The sequence below is a fragment of the Streptomyces reniochalinae genome (assembly GCF_003323735.1).
GTDB lineage: Bacteria > Actinomycetota > Actinomycetes > Streptomycetales > Streptomycetaceae > Streptomyces > Streptomyces reniochalinae.
On record NZ_QOIM01000040.1, the window covers coordinates 164,110 to 181,588 of the forward strand.

15 protein-coding genes and 1 pseudogene are annotated in these 17,479 nt (G+C 73.8%); 9 read left to right on the forward strand and 7 right to left on the reverse strand.

From position 1 onward, the window contains the following. Positions 1 to 20: 20 nt before the first annotated feature. Positions 21 to 1,421: an FAD-dependent oxidoreductase gene (locus DQ392_RS22560; RefSeq protein WP_181856537.1), complete on the reverse strand. Its 1,401-nt coding sequence runs from the start codon at positions 1,419 to 1,421 to the stop codon at positions 21 to 23. A 148-nt stretch (positions 1,422 to 1,569) separates the two neighbouring features. On the opposite strand from DQ392_RS22560, the gene hemG reads away from it, so the two are divergent. Further along, positions 1,570 to 3,030, forward strand: a complete 1,461-nt coding sequence (gene hemG, locus DQ392_RS22565) for a protoporphyrinogen oxidase (protein ID WP_114017518.1) — start codon at positions 1,570 to 1,572, stop codon at positions 3,028 to 3,030. Further along, a complete protein-coding gene (gene hemQ / locus DQ392_RS22570) occupies positions 3,027 to 3,743 on the forward strand; it encodes a hydrogen peroxide-dependent heme synthase (protein ID WP_114017519.1) in 717 nt (238 codons plus the stop codon). The genes hemG and hemQ overlap by 4 nt, the downstream gene beginning before the upstream one ends. Before the next feature lie 14 nt (positions 3,744 to 3,757). Here the strand turns inward: hemQ and DQ392_RS22575 are convergent, their stop codons facing one another. The 4 genes and pseudogenes from DQ392_RS22575 to DQ392_RS22585 all read right to left on the reverse strand — a co-directional run bounded on the left by DQ392_RS22575 (position 3,758) and on the right by DQ392_RS22585 (position 8,014). Further along, complete coding sequence (locus tag DQ392_RS22575; protein ID WP_245981774.1) at positions 3,758 to 5,359, reverse strand: alpha/beta hydrolase; 1,602 nt, start codon at positions 5,357 to 5,359, stop codon at positions 3,758 to 3,760. A gap of 212 nt (positions 5,360 to 5,571) precedes the next feature. Continuing rightward, a pseudogene (locus tag DQ392_RS22580) lies at positions 5,572 to 6,769 on the reverse strand (multinuclear nonheme iron-dependent oxidase). Between the two features lie 131 nt (positions 6,770 to 6,900). Next, positions 6,901 to 7,059, reverse strand: coding sequence for a hypothetical protein (locus DQ392_RS34550; RefSeq protein WP_181856538.1), 159 nt, complete (start codon positions 7,057 to 7,059; stop codon positions 6,901 to 6,903). Between the two features lie 202 nt (positions 7,060 to 7,261). After that, positions 7,262 to 8,014 carry an aminoacyl-tRNA hydrolase gene (locus DQ392_RS22585; protein ID WP_114017520.1) on the reverse strand — a complete coding sequence of 251 codons (753 nt, stop codon included), beginning with the start codon at positions 8,012 to 8,014 and terminating at the stop codon, positions 7,262 to 7,264. A 33-nt stretch (positions 8,015 to 8,047) separates the two neighbouring features. Here DQ392_RS22585 and DQ392_RS22590 point away from each other — a divergent pair, with 33 nt between their 5' ends. Then, the gene (locus DQ392_RS22590; RefSeq protein WP_114017521.1) at positions 8,048 to 8,992 is read left to right on the forward strand and encodes an ATP-binding cassette domain-containing protein; all 945 of its coding nucleotides are present in this window, start codon (positions 8,048 to 8,050) and stop codon (positions 8,990 to 8,992) included. Next, a complete protein-coding gene (locus DQ392_RS22595) occupies positions 8,989 to 9,666 on the forward strand; it encodes an ABC transporter (RefSeq protein ID WP_114017522.1) in 678 nt (225 codons plus the stop codon). Before DQ392_RS22590 ends, DQ392_RS22595 begins: the two co-directional genes overlap by 4 nt. A 42-nt stretch (positions 9,667 to 9,708) precedes the next feature. On the opposite strand, the gene DQ392_RS22600 is transcribed toward DQ392_RS22595, so the two are convergent. Beyond that, positions 9,709 to 11,109 (reverse strand): alkaline phosphatase PhoX, encoded by a 1,401-nt coding sequence (locus DQ392_RS22600; protein WP_114017523.1) that lies wholly within the window; start codon positions 11,107 to 11,109, stop codon positions 9,709 to 9,711. 90 nt (positions 11,110 to 11,199) lie between these two features. Then, the gene (zapE, locus tag DQ392_RS22605) at positions 11,200 to 12,327 is read right to left on the reverse strand and encodes a cell division protein ZapE (RefSeq protein WP_114017735.1); all 1,128 of its coding nucleotides are present in this window, start codon (positions 12,325 to 12,327) and stop codon (positions 11,200 to 11,202) included. Between the two features lie 64 nt (positions 12,328 to 12,391). Between zapE and DQ392_RS22610 the strand changes: the two genes are divergently transcribed. The 5 genes from DQ392_RS22610 (at position 12,392) to DQ392_RS22630 (ending at position 17,445) form a co-directional block, all read left to right on the forward strand. Continuing rightward, positions 12,392 to 13,192, forward strand: coding sequence for a pyrimidine reductase family protein (locus DQ392_RS22610; protein WP_114017736.1), 801 nt, complete (start codon positions 12,392 to 12,394; stop codon positions 13,190 to 13,192). A 79-nt stretch (positions 13,193 to 13,271) separates the two neighbouring features. Further along, entirely contained in the window at positions 13,272 to 13,742 is a 471-nt protein-coding gene (locus tag DQ392_RS22615) for an indole-3-glycerol phosphate synthase (RefSeq protein ID WP_114017524.1), read from the forward strand. A gap of 82 nt (positions 13,743 to 13,824) precedes the next feature. After that, complete coding sequence (gene murC / locus DQ392_RS22620; protein ID WP_114017525.1) at positions 13,825 to 15,237, forward strand: UDP-N-acetylmuramate--L-alanine ligase; 1,413 nt, start codon at positions 13,825 to 13,827, stop codon at positions 15,235 to 15,237. A 20-nt stretch (positions 15,238 to 15,257) separates the two neighbouring features. Beyond that, positions 15,258 to 15,671 (forward strand): peptide-methionine (R)-S-oxide reductase MsrB, encoded by a 414-nt coding sequence (msrB, locus tag DQ392_RS22625; RefSeq protein ID WP_114017526.1) that lies wholly within the window; start codon positions 15,258 to 15,260, stop codon positions 15,669 to 15,671. 259 nt (positions 15,672 to 15,930) lie between these two features. Further along, the gene (locus DQ392_RS22630) at positions 15,931 to 17,445 is read left to right on the forward strand and encodes an MFS transporter (protein WP_245981840.1); all 1,515 of its coding nucleotides are present in this window, start codon (positions 15,931 to 15,933) and stop codon (positions 17,443 to 17,445) included. Positions 17,446 to 17,479: the final 34 nt, after the last annotated feature.

Consider the following 17,479-nt stretch of genomic DNA (forward strand, 5'->3'; position numbering starts at 1 on the left):
CCGCGGGCTGCCGCCCCGGTTCAGCCGGCGCGCACCGCTGCCGCCGCCTTTCTCGCAGCCACCAGCACCGGGTCCCACACGGGGCTGAACGGTGGGGCGTAGCCCAGGTCCAGTGAGGTCATCTGCTCCACCGTCATCCCCGCGTGGAGGGCGACCGCGGCGATGTCGACGCGCTTGCCCGCGTTCTCCCGGCCGACGATCTGGACGCCGAGCAGTCGCCCCGAGCGGCGCTCGGCGATCATCTTGACGTGGATGGGGCGGGTGCCCGGGTAGTAGCCCGCCCGGGTGGTGGACTCGATCACCACGCTCTCGAACCGCAGCCCGACCGCCGACGCCTGTGCTTCCAGCAGGCCCGTCCTGGCGATCTCCAGATCGCATACCTTGCTGACGGCCGTGCCCACCACGCCGGGGAACGTGGCGTAGCCTCCGCCGATGTTCTGGCCGATGACCTGCCCGTGCTTGTTGGCGTGGGTGCCCAGCGGGACGTGCTGGGCGCGGCCGGAGACGAGGTTGAGGACCTCCACGCAGTCCCCGCCCGCCCACACGTTCTCCTGGCCCCGCACCCGCATCGCCAGGTCGGTCAGCAGCCCGCCCGACGTGCCCAGGGGCAGCTCGGCGGCGCGCGCCAGCTCCGTCGCCGGCCGTACCCCCAGGCCGAGCACGACGACGTCCGCCGGATACTCGGTCTCCTCGGTCGCCACCCCGCGGGCCCGCCCGTCCTCGTCGGTGAGGATCTCGGTGACGGCGGCTTCGAGCACCGTCTCGATGCCCAGGGAGCACATGGCCTCGTGGACCAGCCGGCCCATGTCGGGGTCCAGGGTGGACATGGGCTGCTCGGCCTTTTCGAGGACCGTCACCTCGTAGCCGCGCTGGACGAACGCCTCGGCCATCTCGACGCCGATGTAGCCCGCGCCGACGACGACCGCTCGCCGCGCGCCGTCACCCCCCGAGCCGCCGCCCCGCTCGATGCGCTGTTCCAGTGCGTCGAGCAGCTGGCGTCCGTCGTCCAGCGTCTGCACCCCGTGCACGCCTTCGGCGTCGATGCCGGGCAGCGGTGGGCGTGTCGGCACGGCGCCGGTGGCCAGCACCAGGTGGTCGTAGCCCTCCCAGCGCTCCGTGCCGGCCTCCTCGCGCACCCGCACCCGCGCCCCCGCGAGGTCCAGCTCGACCGCCTCGGTGCGCATGCGCAGGTCGATGCCGCGTGAGCGGTGCTCCTCGGGGGAGCGGGCGATCAGCGCGTCCCGCTCCTGGACGTCGCCGCCGACCCAGTAGGGGATGCCGCAGGCCGAGTACGAGGAGAAGGGGCCGCGCTCGAACGCCACGACCTCCAGATCCTCCGGGCTCCGTAGCCTGCGGGCCTGCGACGCGGCCGACATGCCCGTCGCATCGCCACCGATGACCACCATCCGCTCCGCCGCCATCACCGAGCTCCTCTCGCCGTTCCGCCCGTGCCTGCCGTGCTGTCCCACTTCTACGCCGGCTTCCGCGCCCGCTGTGCCCTCCCACTTCTTCTGACCCACTACCGGGCCCCACGTTATGCACCAATCGGCACTCTGCGAGACTTGCGATATGCACGTACTTGTCATCGGAGGTGGCATCTCGGGCCTGGCCGCCGCGCACCAACTCCTCGCGGACGGTGCGCGGGTGACCGTGCTGGAGGCCGGGGCCGTGCTCGGCGGCAAGCTGCGTGCCGGAAGCATCGCAGGCGCCGCCGCCGTGGACCTGGGCGCCGAGTCCCTGCTGGCCCGCCGCCCCGAGGCCGTGGAGCTGGCCCGTGCGGTCGGGCTCGGCGAGCGGCTGGCGCCGCCGTCCGTCGCGGGCGGCGCCCTGTGGACGCGCGGCGCCGTGCGCCCCATGCCCAAGGGCCACGTGATGGGCGTGCCGGGTGACCCGGCGGCCGTGGAGGGCGTGGTCTCGCCCGAGGGGCTCGCCCGTATCGAGGAGGACGAGCGGCTGCCGCGTACCGAGGTCGGCGAGGACGTGTCTGTGGGGGACTACGTGGCCGGGCGGCTCGGCCGCGAGGTCGTCGACCGGCTCGTGGAACCCCTGCTGGGCGGCGTCTACGCCGGTGACGCGTACCGCATCTCCCTGCGCGCCGCGGTTCCGCAGCTGTACGAGGCGGCTCGCGACGAGCGCTCCCTGCTGGCAGGGGTGCGCGCCCTCCAGCGGCGGGCCGCCGCCGCGCCCGCGCGCACGGGGCCCGTCTTCATGGGTATCGAAGGCGGCGTCGGCCGGCTGCCCGGGGCCGTGGCCGACGCCTGCACGGCCAAGGGCGCCGACATCCGGCGCAGTACACCGGTGCGGGAGCTGCGCCGGACGGCGGGTGAGGACGGCGCCCGGGACTGGATCGCGGTCACCGACCACGCGACGGTGCGCGGCGACGCGGTCGTGGTGGCCGTGCCCGCGCCCGCGGCGGCCCGGCTGCTGGGTCCGCACGCGCCGGCTGCCGCCGCCGGTCTCGACCAGGTCGCGTACGCCTCGATGGCGCTGGTCACCCTGGCCTTCCGCCGGGCCGACTGCGGCGGTCTGCCGGACGGCAGCGGCTTCCTGGTGCCGCCGGTGGACGGGCGCGCGATCAAGGCCGCCACCTTCTCCACCCGCAAGTGGGGTTGGGTCGCCGAGCAGGACCCCGGCCTGTTCGTCCTGCGCACCTCGCTCGGCCGCCACGGTGAGGAGCGGGTGCTCGAGAGGGACGACGCGGAACTGGTCGAGCTGTCCCTGGCGGACCTGCGCGCCGCCACCGGGCTGCGGGCCCGCCCCGTCGACACGCTGGTCACCCGCTGGCGCGGCGGCCTGCCGCAGTATCCGGTGGGCCATCTGGAGCGGGTGTCGCAGATCAAGGACGCCGTCGCCCGGGTCCCCGGGCTGGCCGTCGCCGGCGCGGTCTACGAGGGCGTGGGCATCCCCGCCTGTGTCGCCGCCGGCCGCCGCGCGGCCCGGCACCTCGTGCAGCACCCCGCCAACCCCGCCGACCCGACGGTCCCCCAGGCAGGGGAGACCGGCGAACGAGAGCAGAGAAGAGAGCCATGACCGACGCACAGCCCAAGGCCCCCAACGCGGGCAAGAAGGCCAAGGACCTCAACGAGGTCATCCGCTACACCCTCTGGTCCGTCTTCAAGCTGCGCGACGTGCTGCCCGAGGACCGTGCCGGGTACGCGGACGAGGTGGAGGAGCTGTTCGGTCAGCTCGCCGCCGAGGACGTCGTGGTCCGCGGCACCTACGACGTCTCCGGGCTGCGCGCCGACGCCGACGTGATGATCTGGTGGCACTCGGAGGAGTCGGACGCCCTCCAGGACGCCTACAACCGCTTCCGCCGCACCAGGCTGGGCCGCGCGCTGGAGCCCGTCTGGTCGAACATGGCGCTGCACCGTCCCGCCGAGTTCAACAAGTCGCACATCCCGGCCTTCCTCGCCGACGAGCAGCCGCGCGACTACGTGAGCGTCTACCCGTTCGTGCGCTCCTACGAGTGGTACCTGCTGCCCGACGAGGACCGCCGCCGGATGCTCGCCGACCACGGCAAGATGGCGCGCGGCTTCCCCGACGTGCGGGCCAACACCGTTCCGGCGTTCTCGCTGGGCGACTACGAGTGGGTCCTCGCCTTCGAGGCGGACGAACTGCACCGCATCGTCGACCTCATGCGGCACCTGCGCGGCTCCGAGGCGCGGCGGCACGTCCGCGAGGAGATCCCCTTCTACACCGGCCGCCGCAAGCCGGTCGCCGAGCTGGTGGCCGGGCTGGCGTAGGCCTCACGGCCCGCTCAGCGGGCGGCCCGGGTGTTGGAGGCCGGCTTGGTCCCCGCCCGGTGCCGCCCGCCGGGCTCCGGCTCGGGGCGGGCTGCGCACTCGGCGTGGAACCCGGGAGTCCTGCCCTCGAACAGGTACCGCTCCAGGTGCGCGTCGACACACGCGTTGCCGCCGCTCACGCCGTGGTTCCCCGCTCCCTGCTCGGTCACCAGCGAGGACCCCGCCAGCCTGCGCCGGGTCTCCAGCGCCCCCTGGTACGGGGTGGCCGCGTCCCGGGTCGCGGCCACCAGCAGCACCTTCGGCAGCTCGCCGGGCCCGGTACCCACCTCCACGGGGTGCGAGGGCCGGGTTCTCCAGTAGGCGCACGGCAGGTTCATCCAGGCGTTCTCCCAGGTGTTGAACGGGGCGACGGCCGCCGAGGCGGTGTTGTCCAGGTCCCAGCGGTCCCAGTCGCGCGGCCAGGGCGCGTCCTGGCACTCGACCGCGTTGTAGACGGCGTTTCCGTTCTCCTCGCCCTTCGCCGCCGCCTCCTCGGGCGCCGCCAGGCTCACCAGCGGCTTGTCGTCCCCGGCCGTGTACGCGGCCAGTGCCCGTGCGTACGGTGCCCACAGGGCGTCCGCGTATCCGGTGTTCAGATACGCGGCCACCAGCTCCTTCTGCCCCACCGTCCCGCCCGCGGGCTTCCGCCGCACCGCCGCCATGGCCGCGTCGAAGGACCGCTGGACCTCCTCGGCCGTCGCCCCCAGGTGGTAGGTGTCCCGGTGCCGCGCCACCCAGCTCTTCCAGTCGCCCCAGCGGCGCTCGAAGGCGCGGTTCTGCTCCAGGTTGGCCCGGTACCACACGCTGTCGGACGAGGGGTTGACCACGCTGTCCAGCACCAGCCTGCCGACGTGCCCGGGGAAGAGCGTCGCGTACACCGAGCCGATGTAGGTCCCGTACGAGACACCCAGGTAACTCAGCTTCCGCTGCCCGAGCGCGGCGCGCACGACGTCCAGGTCCCTGGCGTTGTTCGCCGTCGTGTAGTGCGGCAGCCTCTCGGGCTGCGCCGTGGCGCAGCCCCGGGCGTAGGCGGCCGCCTTCTCCTTCATCTTCTCCTTGAACGCGGCCGAGGGGTGCCGCGGTGACGGGTTCGGGCCCTTGGTGAACTCCTGGGGGGCCTGGCACGACAAGGGGCCGGAACGCCCGACGCCGCGCGGGGCGTACCCGATGAAGTCGTACCGTTCGTTCAGCCGCTTCCACAGGCCGCCGAGGCTCGGGTAGAGAGGGAAGCTCATTCCGCTTCCGCCGGGCCCGCCGGGGTTGTAGACGAGTGGCCCCAGCCGCTTGTGCGGCGTGCCCGTGGCCCGCGCCCTGCTGACGGTCAGCCGGATCCGCTCACCGTCCGGGTCGCGGTAGTCGACCGGGACCTCGACCGTCCCGCACTCGACGGGGTCGGGCAGGTGCTCCGCTTTCGGGCACGTGCCCCACTCGACCCCTGCCCGAGCCGCCTTCGCCGCGGCGTCGGCGACCCCCGCCGGCTCCGTCACGTCCCCGGCGGGCGCCGCCGTCACCGGTGCGGCGGGGGCCACCGCCACGGCCAGCGCCGCCACCGTCGCCGTCATCACCGCTGCGCGCACTGTGGGCTCCCTGGCGCTGGTCGCTTGTCGCTCCGTCAGCCGTGCCGTGGGGCACCGCTGTTCATATCGGATGCTCAGCCGCTCATACGCTCATGTAAAGCAACGTCCCCGGGTGTCGCCCACGACCCCTCGTACGGCCCCTCGTGCGGCCCTTGCGTCGTACCGCGCCGCGGCGACCGCCACGGCCCCGCCCTGAGGACACAGGCGGGGCGTCACCGCGGGGCGGGCCCCAGCCGGTGGCGCAGCCACCGCTTCAGGGTCCTGCGCTCGCGGCGGGCGAGCCGTCCGCGCTCCAGCGCGAAGCCCGCGAAGTCGAGCGCGTCCCACCGGTGGTTGTCCCGCAGCGGACACCGCGCCGCGTACGCGTGGAACAGCCGCCTGAACACGTCCGTGCCCAGGATCTCGGGCAGCTCGGGCGCCACCTCGGCGACGATGTCGGCACGCTTGGCCCGCAGCGCCCGCGCCTGGAGCTGAAGCCGCTCCGGGTCGAACCCCGCCGGCGCGGGCGCCCCCGCCACCAGGCAGGCGAGCAGCCCGGCCTGCGCCCGCCCCAGCCGCTCGCGCGCACCGTCCGTGTGCTCAGACACGCGCGGCCTCCACGACCGCGCGGATCGCGTCCAGCTCGGCCGCCAACCGCGCCACGGGAGGGAAGTTCTCGTCGCGCTCCAGCAGGACGCCGGGCGGCACCGCCCGGGCGCACAGCTGTTCCAGCACCTCCAGTACCGGGCGGGTCACCGGGTGCCCGTGGCTGTCGTGCCAGACGCCGTCCCGCTCCACGCCTCCCGCCACGTGCACGTACGCGAGTGCTTCCCAGGGCAGCCGGTCCAGCGCCGCGCACGGGTCCTCCCCGCGGTTGACGTGGTTGGTGTGCAGGTTCGCCACGTCGATCAGCAGCCGCACCCCGGTGCGCTCGACCAGTTCGGACAGGAAGGCGCCCTCGCTCATCTCCTCGCCGGGCCAGCCGAACAGTGCGGCGATGTTCTCCACGGCCAGCGGCACCGGCAGGCTGTCCTGCGCGATGCGCACGTTCTCGCACAGTACGTCCAGCGCGTCCCGTGTCCGGGGAACCGGCAGCAGATGCCCGGCCTCCGTCGGCGGCAGGCCCGTGCCGGCGCCGCCGGCGCGGACGAAGGCGATGTGCTCGCTGACCAGGGGAGCGCCGAGCGCCTCGGCGCGCTCGGCGAGGGCGGCGAGGCGTCCCGGGTCGGGGCGCTCGGCTCCCCCGAGGCCGAGCGCCACTCCGTGCGGCACGATCACCGTGCCGCGCGCCCGCAGCCGGCGCAGGGAGTCCGGCAGATGCCCTGGGCAGATGTTCTCCGCGACGACCTCGACCCAGTCGATGTCCGGCAGCGCCTCGACGCCCTCGGCGATCTCGGGCCGCCAGCCGATCCCGGTCCCCAGCCTGTCCATCCGCCGCTCCTCCCCGTGGCCGCGAGTGAACTCCTGCTCTGCCGGCGCCCAACCCAACCCCCGCAGGGCCTCCTTCAGAGCGAAACTTGAGGTTCCCGACACCCCGACGTCCGGACGCCCCGCCCCCGAGCTCAACGCTCCTTGGCGGCATCGCGCTCCTGGGCGGATCCGCGCTCCTTCCGGCCGTCGCGTGCGGCGAGGGCGACCACGAGCGCGGCCACGCGCTTGACGATGTGGAGCGGCCAGGTGTGTCCGAAGGCAGCGGCCTGTCGGGCAGCCGGCGCAGCCACAGTTCGCGCTCGTGTCCGCTGCCCGACGGCAGGTCCGCCTGGTCGAGCAGCGTCAGCACTTGTTCGACGGCGCGCGGCAGCCCGCAGGTGTGTCATCTCCCGCACCCCGATCCCCCTCGCGCGCCCCCCGGCGCGCGGCGCGTTGCGCCCGGTGAGGAGGATGCCACCAACCGTGGCCGCCTGTCAGGGGTACGACAGGACGTCAGTCCGCCGTGCGCGAGGCGGGATGCTCCGCCACGACGGTGCACGAGCCGGGCGCCACCTCGGTGAACCCGGCGTCCTGGACGAGCGGGAGCCCCGCGGTGGTCAGGTCGTGCCAGTGAGCGGTGTCGCGTGCAGGGCGCACCGCGAGGGGGAAGCCGGACGCGCGCCAGGCAGCCCGCGCCGCGGGCTCGAGCCGCCACCAGGCGAGCTGCGCGCCGTGGCCCGCCTGCGCCATCGCCTTGCCGGCGGACATCTCCAGACCGGGGTTCAGCCACAGCACGGGCGTGCCGGCGTCCGGGGTGGGCAGTGGCCCGGGCTCCGCCAGGTCGGTGCCGGAGACCTGGAGCCGCGCCAGCTCCTTGGGCCAGCCGTCCAGCGGGATCGGAGGGAAGACGCGCACCTGGGCACGGTGGCCGCTCACGGTGAGCCCGCCCAGCGGTTCCGTGCGCCGCCACTCGGCGCCCCGCGCCCGCCGCACCACCTTGCGGATCTGCCGCTCCTCCCACTGCCGCACCCGCGCGTGCCACGCCCCGGTCTCCTCCACCGTGCGCGGATCGGACAGCAGCGCCAGGACCGCGCGCGCCGCCGTCTGGAGCGCGTCCGTGCGCGCCGGCGGGTCCGCCCGCTCGATGCGGACGACGAGGGGCAGGACGTAGCGGTCGGGCTCGGCGGCGGGCTGCTCGCGGGAGGTGGCGGGCTCCGGGGCCCCGGCCGCGGGCTCCGGGGAGGCTGAAGAGGTCGAAACGGTCACCGGGTCAGTCTGCCAGCGGCTAGCGTTGCCCCCATGAGCTGGGCTGTCACGCTGGACGACGTGGGGCGCAGGTACCGGGCGGGCGGAAGATGGGTCCTGCGCGGCGTCGATCTGGAGGTGCGCGCGGGCACCCTGCTGCGCGTCGAAGGCGGCAACGGCAGCGGGAAGTCCACCCTGCTCCGGCTGCTCGCCGGGGTCGAGGCCCCCAGCGCGGGCCGGATACGGGGACTGCCCGGGACACGCGGATACGTCCCCGAACGCTTCCCCGCCGCCCTGCCGCTGACCGCTGCCGCCTACGTCACCCACCTCGGGCGCGTGCGTGGGCTGCGCGGGCGTGCGGCCGCCCGGGAGAGCACGCGCTGGCTGGAGCGCCTGGGCGCGGGCCCGTATGCCGGCACACGCATGCGGGAGCTGTCCAAGGGCAGCAGCCAGAAGGTAGCCGTGGCCCAGGCCCTCGTCGGCCGCCCTGCCCTGCTGGTGCTCGACGAGGCGTGGACCGGGCTCGACCAGTCGGCCCGCGCGGTCCTCGACGAGGTGGTGCGGGAGCGGGTCGCGGAGGGCGGCGCGGTGGTCTTCGTGGAGCACGACCCCGCTCGGTTGGCGGCGGCTCCCGACGCGGTCGTGCGGATCGCTGCGGGCGGCCTGGCGGAGAGGGCGGAGCGCGGCCCGCGCGCTCGCGCGGGTACCGAACCGCGCCCCCGAACGCCCCGGTTGCGCATCGAGGCGCGGGGGACGCCGGGTGCCGGTGCGCCTGCCGGGCTGCCGCGCGGTGCCCGCTGCCGGGTGACGCCTGAGGGCGTGCTGTCTTTGACCGTGCCCGCCGCCGCCTCGGACGCCGCCCTGCGCACCCTGCTGGCCGCGCACCCGGGCTGGCACGTGCGCTCCGTACGGGAGGAGGACGCCGCGCGGGAGGAGGACGCCGTCCAGGAGCGGGGCGGTCCCGTCGGCCCCGCGCGGGAGGAGGCGGGGCCGGGATGAGGGAGACACTCGCACTGACGCGCTACCAACTCGCCCTCCTGGTGCGCTCCCAGCGCTGGCTCGCGCCGCTGCTGCTGTACGCGGGGCTCCTGGCGGTCGGTGTACGCGCGGGTGATCCGGTGCTGGACTCCCTCGGGTTCGCTGCCGCGGCGCTGCTGCCCACCGCGGTGTGGCTGGTGCGCGTCTGCGTGACGGCCGAGCCGGCCGCGGCCCGGCACTGCGCCGCGGCTGCCACGGGACCGGCCCGCGCCCACCTCGCGGGTGTGGTGGCCGGTGCGGCGGCGGCCGCCGTGCCGGGAGGTGCGGCGGTGGGGCTCGTCACCGCGGTGAGCAGCCGGTGGAGCACGGACGGCGGGGGCGCCATCCCCGTCGCGTCCGCCGTGGTGGCCGGCGTGTGCGGCGTCCTCACCTGCGTGGCGGTCGGAACGGCTGTGGGGGTGCTGTGCAACCGGCCGCTCGTCGGCGCGCGCGGCTACGCGGTGGCCATGTCCCTGCTGGGGACGGTCGTGGCCCTCGTGGCGGGCGCCTCGCCGGCGCGTGCGGCGGTCGCCGCGCTGTCCCGCGCCTCGGCGCAAGGAAGCGTCGACGTGCCGTGGGTGGAGCTGCTGTGCGCGCTGGCGGTGGCGGGTCTCGCCGTGTGCGCCGCCTGCGCCGTGGTGGGCCGCCGCCCGTGAGAGCCCGCCCCCGGGTGGACCTTCCCCGGGGGCGGGACGGTGTCAGTGCCGCCAGGGCCCGGTCACCGCGAAGGTGGTGCCGGGTGTGTAGCAGTTGACGTACATGGTGCGCCCGTCGGGGGCGAAGGTGACGCCCGCGAACTCGCCCCACTCCGGTTCCTCGGGGGTGCCGATGTTCTGGGCGCCGCGTGCCATCGGGTAGACGGTGCCGCGCCGGGTGAGCCCGAAGACGTGCTGGGCGCCGGCGCCGTCCTCGCACACCATCAGGCCCCCGCTGGGCGCGAGGCAGATGTTGTCGGGCTCCTCGCCCGGCAGCTGCACGTCGGTGTCGGGGCCGAAGAGGATGACGAGGGTGAGGCGGCGGCGCCGCGGGTCGTACCGCCAGATCTGCCCGAAGTGGTCGCGCTGCGACCCCTCGGAGCTGCGCGCGTAGCTGGAGACGAAGTAGACGCAGGAGCCGCCCCAGTAGCAGCCCTCCAGCTTCTGCGCGTGGGTGATGCCGCCCTTGCCGAAGTCCTGGAAGCGGATGGGGGTTTCCTTGGCCACCGGGTCGGGAACCTCGACCCACTCGATGTTCTCGAAGGTGGTGCCGGTCTCGGTGACGGAGGACAGGTCGGCCACGCCGGGCACGCGCATGGCCTGAAGGGTGCCGCCCGCGTGCAGCGAGCCGTAGCCGCCCCGGGGCTTGCGGGGCAGGAAGCGGTAGAACAGGCCGAAGGGCGCGTCGAAGGCGTCCTCCGTCTCGTAGACGACGCCGTTGTGCGGGTCGAAGGCGACGGCCTCGTGCTGGAAGCGGCCCATGTCCTTCAGCGGCTCGACCGAGGTGGGGCGGCGGTTGTCGAAGCCGACCTCGAAGATGAAGCCGTGGTCCTTGGTGTAGCCCTCCTCGCCCGCCTTGAACTCGGTCTCCTCGCAGGTGAGCCAGGTGTCCCACAGGCTGGGGCCGCCCGCGCAGTTGGTCGAGGTGCCCGCGATGCCGACGCGTTCGGTCAGCACGTCGTTGTCGCCGTCCAGTTCGAGGACGGTGCAGCCGCCCTCGCCCTCGGGGTCGTAGGTCAGCCTTTCGACGGTGGGTACGGGGACGCGCGAGTCCTTGCGGTTCTCGTGGTTGCGGACGAGCCAGGTGTGGCCCTTGCCGTGTCCGTGTCCCTTGCCGTGCCTGGGGCGCGCGGGGAAGGCGGACATGCCGTCGCAGTTGCTGGGCACCTTGCCCTCACCGGAGCGGAGCCGGTCGCCCTCGGCGGACAGGACCTTGTAGCGGAAGCCCTCGGGCAGGTCGAGCAGTCCGTCGGGGTCGGGGACGAGCGGGCCGTAACCCGCGCTCCCGCCGGTGGCCTGGGCCGCGGCGGTCCCTGTGAACAATTCCGAGAGCGCGCCGCTGAAGGCGACGGCCGCCCCAACGGCTCCGGTTCTTGCCAGCGCTAGACGTCGTGTCGTGGGCATCGGGCACTCTCTCCTGTTGGCGGACAGGTGACCCGAGTGTGTGTACCACGCACGCCGACATCCCCACACCGCTCGGGACGCAACTGATTGTCACGCGTCCGCGAGCGCCTTGCCGTCCCGGGCGAGTGCGGTCAGCCGGGATATCGCCCTGAAGTACTTCTTGCGGTATCCGCCCTGGAGCATGTCCTCGCTGAACAGCTGGTCGAACGGCACCCCGGCGGCGACGACGGGCACTTCGCGGTCGTAGAGCCGGTCGGCGAGCACCACCAGGCGCAGGGCCGTCGACTGGTCGGGCACCGGGGTCACGTCCGTGAGGCAGACCGCGCCGACGCCCTTGACCAGCTCGCCGTACCGGCTGGGGTGGACCCGCGAGAGGTGGCCGAGCAGGGCGGGGAAGGCGTCCAGGGAGGCGCCGGCGGTCCGCTGGGCGGCGCGGGTGACCTGGTCGTCGGAGTACGGCTCCGGCGCCTCGGGCAGCCCGCGGTGGCGGTAGTCCTCGCCGTCGATGCGCAGGGTGCGGAAGTGCGCGGACAGGCCCTGGATCTCCCGGAGGAAGTCGGCGGCCGCGAACCGCCCTTCGCCGAGCTTGCCGGGCAGGGTGTTCGACGTGGCGGCCAGCGCCACGCCGTTCTCCACGAGCCTCGCCAGCAGGCTGGAGACCAGCACCGTGTCGCCGGGGTCGTCCAGTTCGAACTCGTCGATGCACAGCAGCTGGTGCTCTGCCAGGGTGCGGACGGTCTGCTGGAAGCCGAGCGCGCCCACCAGGTTGGTCAGCTCCACGAAGGTGCCGAAGCCCTTGCGCTCGGGCGCGGCCGGGGCCGCGTGCCAGAGCGAGGCGAGCAGGTGTGTCTTGCCGACGCCGTATCCGCCGTCCAGGTAGACGCCGCGGGGCCCCTCGGGGGCCTGCTGCCTGGGCTCGCGCCGGAACCAGCGCCTGCGTGCGCCGGCCGTACGGCCCGCTCCGCCGCCGAGGCCGTCGGCGAACGCGCTCAGCACCCGCACCGCCTCGGTCTGGCTGGGCTGCGCGGGATCGGGAATGTATGTGGCGAAGCGCACACCGTCGAAGCGCGGTGGCGGCACCATCTCGGCCACCAGTTGCTCCGCCGGGACGTGCGGCTCGCGGTCGGCGAGCGCGACGGGGGCCCCGTTCCCGGCGGTGCCGGCGGGTCCTGGGGCGGCTGGGGATATGTGCGCTTCGGTCGTTGACACGATTGTCATGCTAGTCGGCCGGGTGCGGGCGGTGTGCCGCCCGCCCGGCGTGCGCCGTGCCACACTGCGGCCCATGCGACGCCTGTTCCACCCGAGTACCGACCGCAGGACCGCTCCCCAGTGGAGCGTTGAGGAGATCGCCGAGGAGTACGCCTACCCGCCGCTGGGCGAGGGGTCCGGCGGCGCCGGCTCGTGGCTGCGCGGCAACATGGTGGCCTCGCTGGACGGCGCCGTCCACCATCAGGGCCGCTCCCAGCCGCTCTCGTGCAAGGCGGACATGCGGATCTTCGGGGTGCTGCGGGCGCTGGCGGACGTCGTGGTCGTCGGCGCGCAGACCGTCCGGCAGGAGGGGTACCGCCCCGCGAAGCCGCGCTCGGGCTTCGCGGGCCGCCGCGCAGCGCTGGGGCAGGCGCCGGTGCCCGCCATCGCCGTGGTCAGCGCAGGGCTGGAGTTGGACTTCACGCAGCCCCTGTTCACCGAGCCCGTCGTGCCGACGCTGCTGGTGACCGGACGGGGTGCGCCCGAGGGCCGGGTGGCGCGCGCCCGTCGGGCGGGCGCCGAGGTGGTCTTCGCGGGGGAGGGGGCGGCGGCGGACCCGGCTCGGGTGCCCGCGGCGCTGGCAGCGCACGGCCTGCGGCGGCAGTTGACGGAGGGCGGTCCGAAGCTGTTGGGGGAGTTCGCCGGCGCGGGGGTACTCGACGAGCTGTGCTTGTCGATCGCCCCGCGGATCGTGGCGGGCCCGGCTCCGCGGATCATGAACGGACCCCTGCTGCCCGACCCCGACGAGTTCACGCTCGAAGGGGTGTTGGAGGAGGGCGGGTTCCTCTTCGCGCGGTACCGCAGGGCGCGGGCCGGCACGGATCGAGCGGAATGAGACGTTCCGCTTTTCGTCTTGCTGGGCAGACTGACAAGCGCAGGATGGTTTCTTTCCGACAGGAGAAGGGGCGCCCGTCGTGATCACGACAGTGCTGATGATCGAGAAGCCGCTGGTGCAGACCGACGTGGAGATGGTGACGACGCTGCACGGCGAGGAGCCCGTCTCCTTCGTCGTCCTCCTCCAGCCGCGCGGTGACCAGGACAGGTTGCTGCGGGCGCTGGACGACGTGGCCCTCGGGGAGCTGGACCAGGTCGTGCACGAGGGCGACGAGCCCGAGGGCGGCGAGGCCGTCGGGCCCGCCGAACAGTTCCTCGAGCTCTCCCTCAAACGGCTCAGAGAGGCGGGGTCCGAGGCGGTCGGGCAGATCATCGACGAGCACCCTCTCGACGTCCTCAAGTCCGTGGCGGAGCAGACCCGCGCCGACGAGGTGATCGTCTTGACGGCCCCCCACCTGGTGGAGGAGTTCTTCCACCGGGACTGGGCCTCGCGGGCCCGGCACAAGGTGGGGGTGCCGGTGCTGAAGCTGTTCGCGCACAACGAGGAGTGAGGGCCGGCGTGGCGGCGGGGGCCTACCGCATAGGCTGGGCGCGTTCCGCAGTCCGTTGTTGAGCCAGCCAGGAGACGCACGTATGACCGCTGCCGTCACTCCCTCCCTCCCTTCCGCCATGGAGCGGCCGCACTTCATCGGGGTCGGTGGCGCGGGGATGTCCGGTATCGCGAAGATCCTGGCGGTGCGGGGGGCGCGGGTCGCGGGCAGCGACGCGCGGGAGTCCGCGACGGCTGACGCGCTGCGTGGTTTCGGCGTCACCGTGCACATCGGGCACGCCGCCGGGCACCTGGCGCCCGACGCGACCGTGGTCGTGGTCTCCAGCGCGATCCGGGAGGACAACCCGGAGATGGCCGAGGCCAGGCGGCGGGGCCTGCCGGTGCTGCACCGCGCCGACGCGCTTGCCGCGCTGATGGCGGGGCTGCGGCCGCTGGCCGTGGCCGGTACGCACGGGAAGACGACGACGACCTCCATGCTCGCCGTCAGCCTGGCCGACCTGGGCCTGGACCCCTCGTACGCGATCGGCGGCGATCTGGAGGGTCCTGGGTCCAACGCCCACCAGGGCACGGGTGAGATCTTCGTGGCGGAGGCGGATGAAAGCGACCGCAGCTTCCACAAGTACGCGCCCGAGGTGGCGATCGTGCTCAACGTCGAACTCGACCACCACGCGAACTACGCCTCCATGGAGGAGATCTACGAGTCCTTCGGCGTCTTCGCCGGGCGGATCGCGGAGGACGGCACGCTCGTCGTCTCCGCCGATCACGAGGGCGCGCGGGAGCTGACGCGCCGCCTGCGCACCGAAAGCGACCAGAAGCTCACGGTGCGTACGTACGGGGAGGCGGAGGACGCCGACGTGCGGGTCCTGCGGATCACCCCGAAGGGGCTGACCAGCGAGGTCGCCGTGGTGCTCGACGGCGCGGAGCTGACCTTCGCCGTCTCCGTCCCCGGCAGGCACTACGCGCTCAACGCGGTGGCCGCGCTCACGGCGGGCGCGGCGCTCGGCGTCCCGGCGGGCGACCTGGCGCGGGCGCTGGGCTCCTACACGGGCGTCAAGCGCAGGCTCCAGCTCAAGGGGCTCACCGGCGGCGTGCAGGTGATCGACTCCTACGCCCACCACCCCACCGAGATGGCCGCCGACCTGGAGGCCATCCGCGGCGGCGCGGGGGAGGGGCGGGTGCTCGTCGTCTTCCAGCCGCACCTCTTCAGCCGCACACAGGAGCTCGGCAAGGAGATGGGCGAGGCGCTGGCGCTGGCCGACGGGTCGGTCGTGCTGCCGATCTACCCGGCGCGCGAGGACCCGGTCCCGGGCGTCACCAGCGCGCTGATCACCGACGCGGCGCAGGCGGCGGGGGCGGCGGTGCGCGGGGTCGACGCGCCCGAGGACGCGGTGGCGGCCGTCGCGGGAATGGCCGAGTCCGGTGATCTCGTTCTCACCATGGGAGCCGGGGACGTCACCGATCTGGGGCCCCGGATCCTCGCCAAGCTGGCAGAGTGAGCACCGAGGAGCGAGCCGAGATGGCATACGAAGTCGACAGGACCGACGAGCAGTGGCGGGCGGAGCTGACGCCCGAGGAGTACCGCGTGCTGCGCGAGGCCGGTACGGAGCGGCCGTTCACCGGCGAGTACAACGACACGGAGACGACCGGCGTGTACCAGTGCCGGGGGTGCGGCGCCGAGCTGTTCCGCTCCGACACCAAGTTCGCCTCCCACTGCGGCTGGCCCAGCTTCTACGACCCGGCGCAGAGCGAGGCCGTCGAGCTGCTGACCGACCACTCCCTGGGCATGGCCCGCACCGAGGTCCGCTGCGCCCGCTGCGGCTCCCACCTCGGACACGTCTTCGAGGGGGAGGGCTACCCGACCCCGACGGACCAGCGCTACTGCATCAACTCGGTCTCGCTGAAGCTGGTCCCGCGCGAGAGCACCGACTGAAGCCCCGCGCCGCCCTCCCGCCGAGGGGCGTCGCGCACGTCACCGGGCGAGGCGCACCGCGGGACCACGGGAGGGCGGCGCGCGAAACGCGCGGGGGCGCGTTGTGTGCCTCGTCTCTCCCCTCGGAATACGGGACGGCCCCCGGCAGTTCCTTTGTACGCTGCACGTGAGTGGTAGACAGCGGTACGTACACAGCAGAAGAGAGAAGGGGCGGGGTCGACGCGTGGGGGAGAGCGTGGGAGCGAGTGCCGGGGCGCACATACGCACCGAGGGGGAAGCGGGGGGCCGGGGAACGGGAGGCGGACGGTGGCTGGTGCCTGTCCTGGCGTTCGGCGGGATCTCCGTCGCCGTCATGCAGACACTCATCGTGCCGGTCGTCGCCCAACTGCCCACCCTGCTGGACACGTCCACATCCAACGCCTCGTGGGTGATCACCTCCACGCTGCTGTCGGGCGCTGTCGCGACGCCGATCATGGGGCGCCTCGGTGACCTGTACGGAAAGCGGCGGATCGTGCTCCTCAGCCTCGGGCTGATGGTTCTCGGCTCGCTGATCTGCGCCTTCACCTCCGCCCTGGTGCCCATGGTGGCCGGGCGGGCCGTGCAGGGCTTCGCCATGGGGGCCATTCCGCTGGGCATCAGCATCATGCGGGACGAGCTGCCACCCGAGCGGCTGGGCTCCGCCATGGCGTTCATGAGTTCCTCACTGGGCGTGGGCGGCGCGCTGGGGATGCCGCTGGCCGCGTGGGTCGCCCAGTACACCGACTGGCACGTGCTGTTCTTCGGGTCCGCGGGCATCGGAGCGGTGGCCATGGTGCTGGTGCTCCTCCTGGTGCCCGAGTCGCCGCTGCGGACCCCTGGCAGATTCGACGTGCTGGGCACCCTGGGGCTCTCCGCCGGTCTGGTGACCCTGCTGCTGCCCATCTCCAAGGGCGGCGAGTGGGGCTGGGGCAGCCCGACGGTGCTGGGCCTGTGGGGCGCCTCCGCGCTGATCCTCCTGGCGTGGGGCCTGCTGGAACTGCGGATCAAGGACCCGCTCGTGGACCTGCGGACCACGGTCCGCCGCCAGGTACTGCTGACCAACCTGGCCTCAATCATGGTCGGGCTGGCCTTCTACGCGCTCACCCTCGTACTGCCCCAGATCCTCCAACTGCCCGCCGCCACCGGCTACGGGCTGGGCCAGTCGATGGTCGTCTCCGGGCTGTGCGTGGCGCCCATGGGCGTCGCGATGATGCTCGTCTCCTCGCTGTCGGCGCGGCTGTCCCAGGCGCGGGGCCCCAAGGTGTCGCTGATGACCGGCTTGGTGATCCTCGCCGCCTCCTACCTGCTGGGCACGATGCTGCTGAGCGCCGTGTGGCAGACCGTGCTGCTGTCCGTGCTGATCGGCGTCGGCATCGGCATCGCCTACTCCGCGATGCCCGCGCTCATCCTCGGCGCGGTGGACCCGTCCGAGTCCGGCGCGGCCAACGGGCTGAACACGCTGATGCGGTCGATCGGCACCTCGACGTCGAGCGCCGTGGTCGGTGTCGTCCTCGCCCGGATGAGCAGCCCGCTCGGCGCGGCACGCGTCCCCAACCTGGACGGCTTCCGTACCGCGTTCCTCATCGCCTCGGGAGCCGCGCTCCTCGGCCTGCTGATCGCGGCGTTCCTCCCGTCGTCCGCGACGAAGCGCGCGGCGGGGGCGGGGACCCACGGCGACCTGACCGACCCGCATCTGGTGCAGCGCGGCGGGCCGGGTGCGGACGACGAGCCGCACAGGGCGGCCGTTCCCCGGTGACCCGGTGGCCGGTAATCCGGTGACCTGAGCCGGG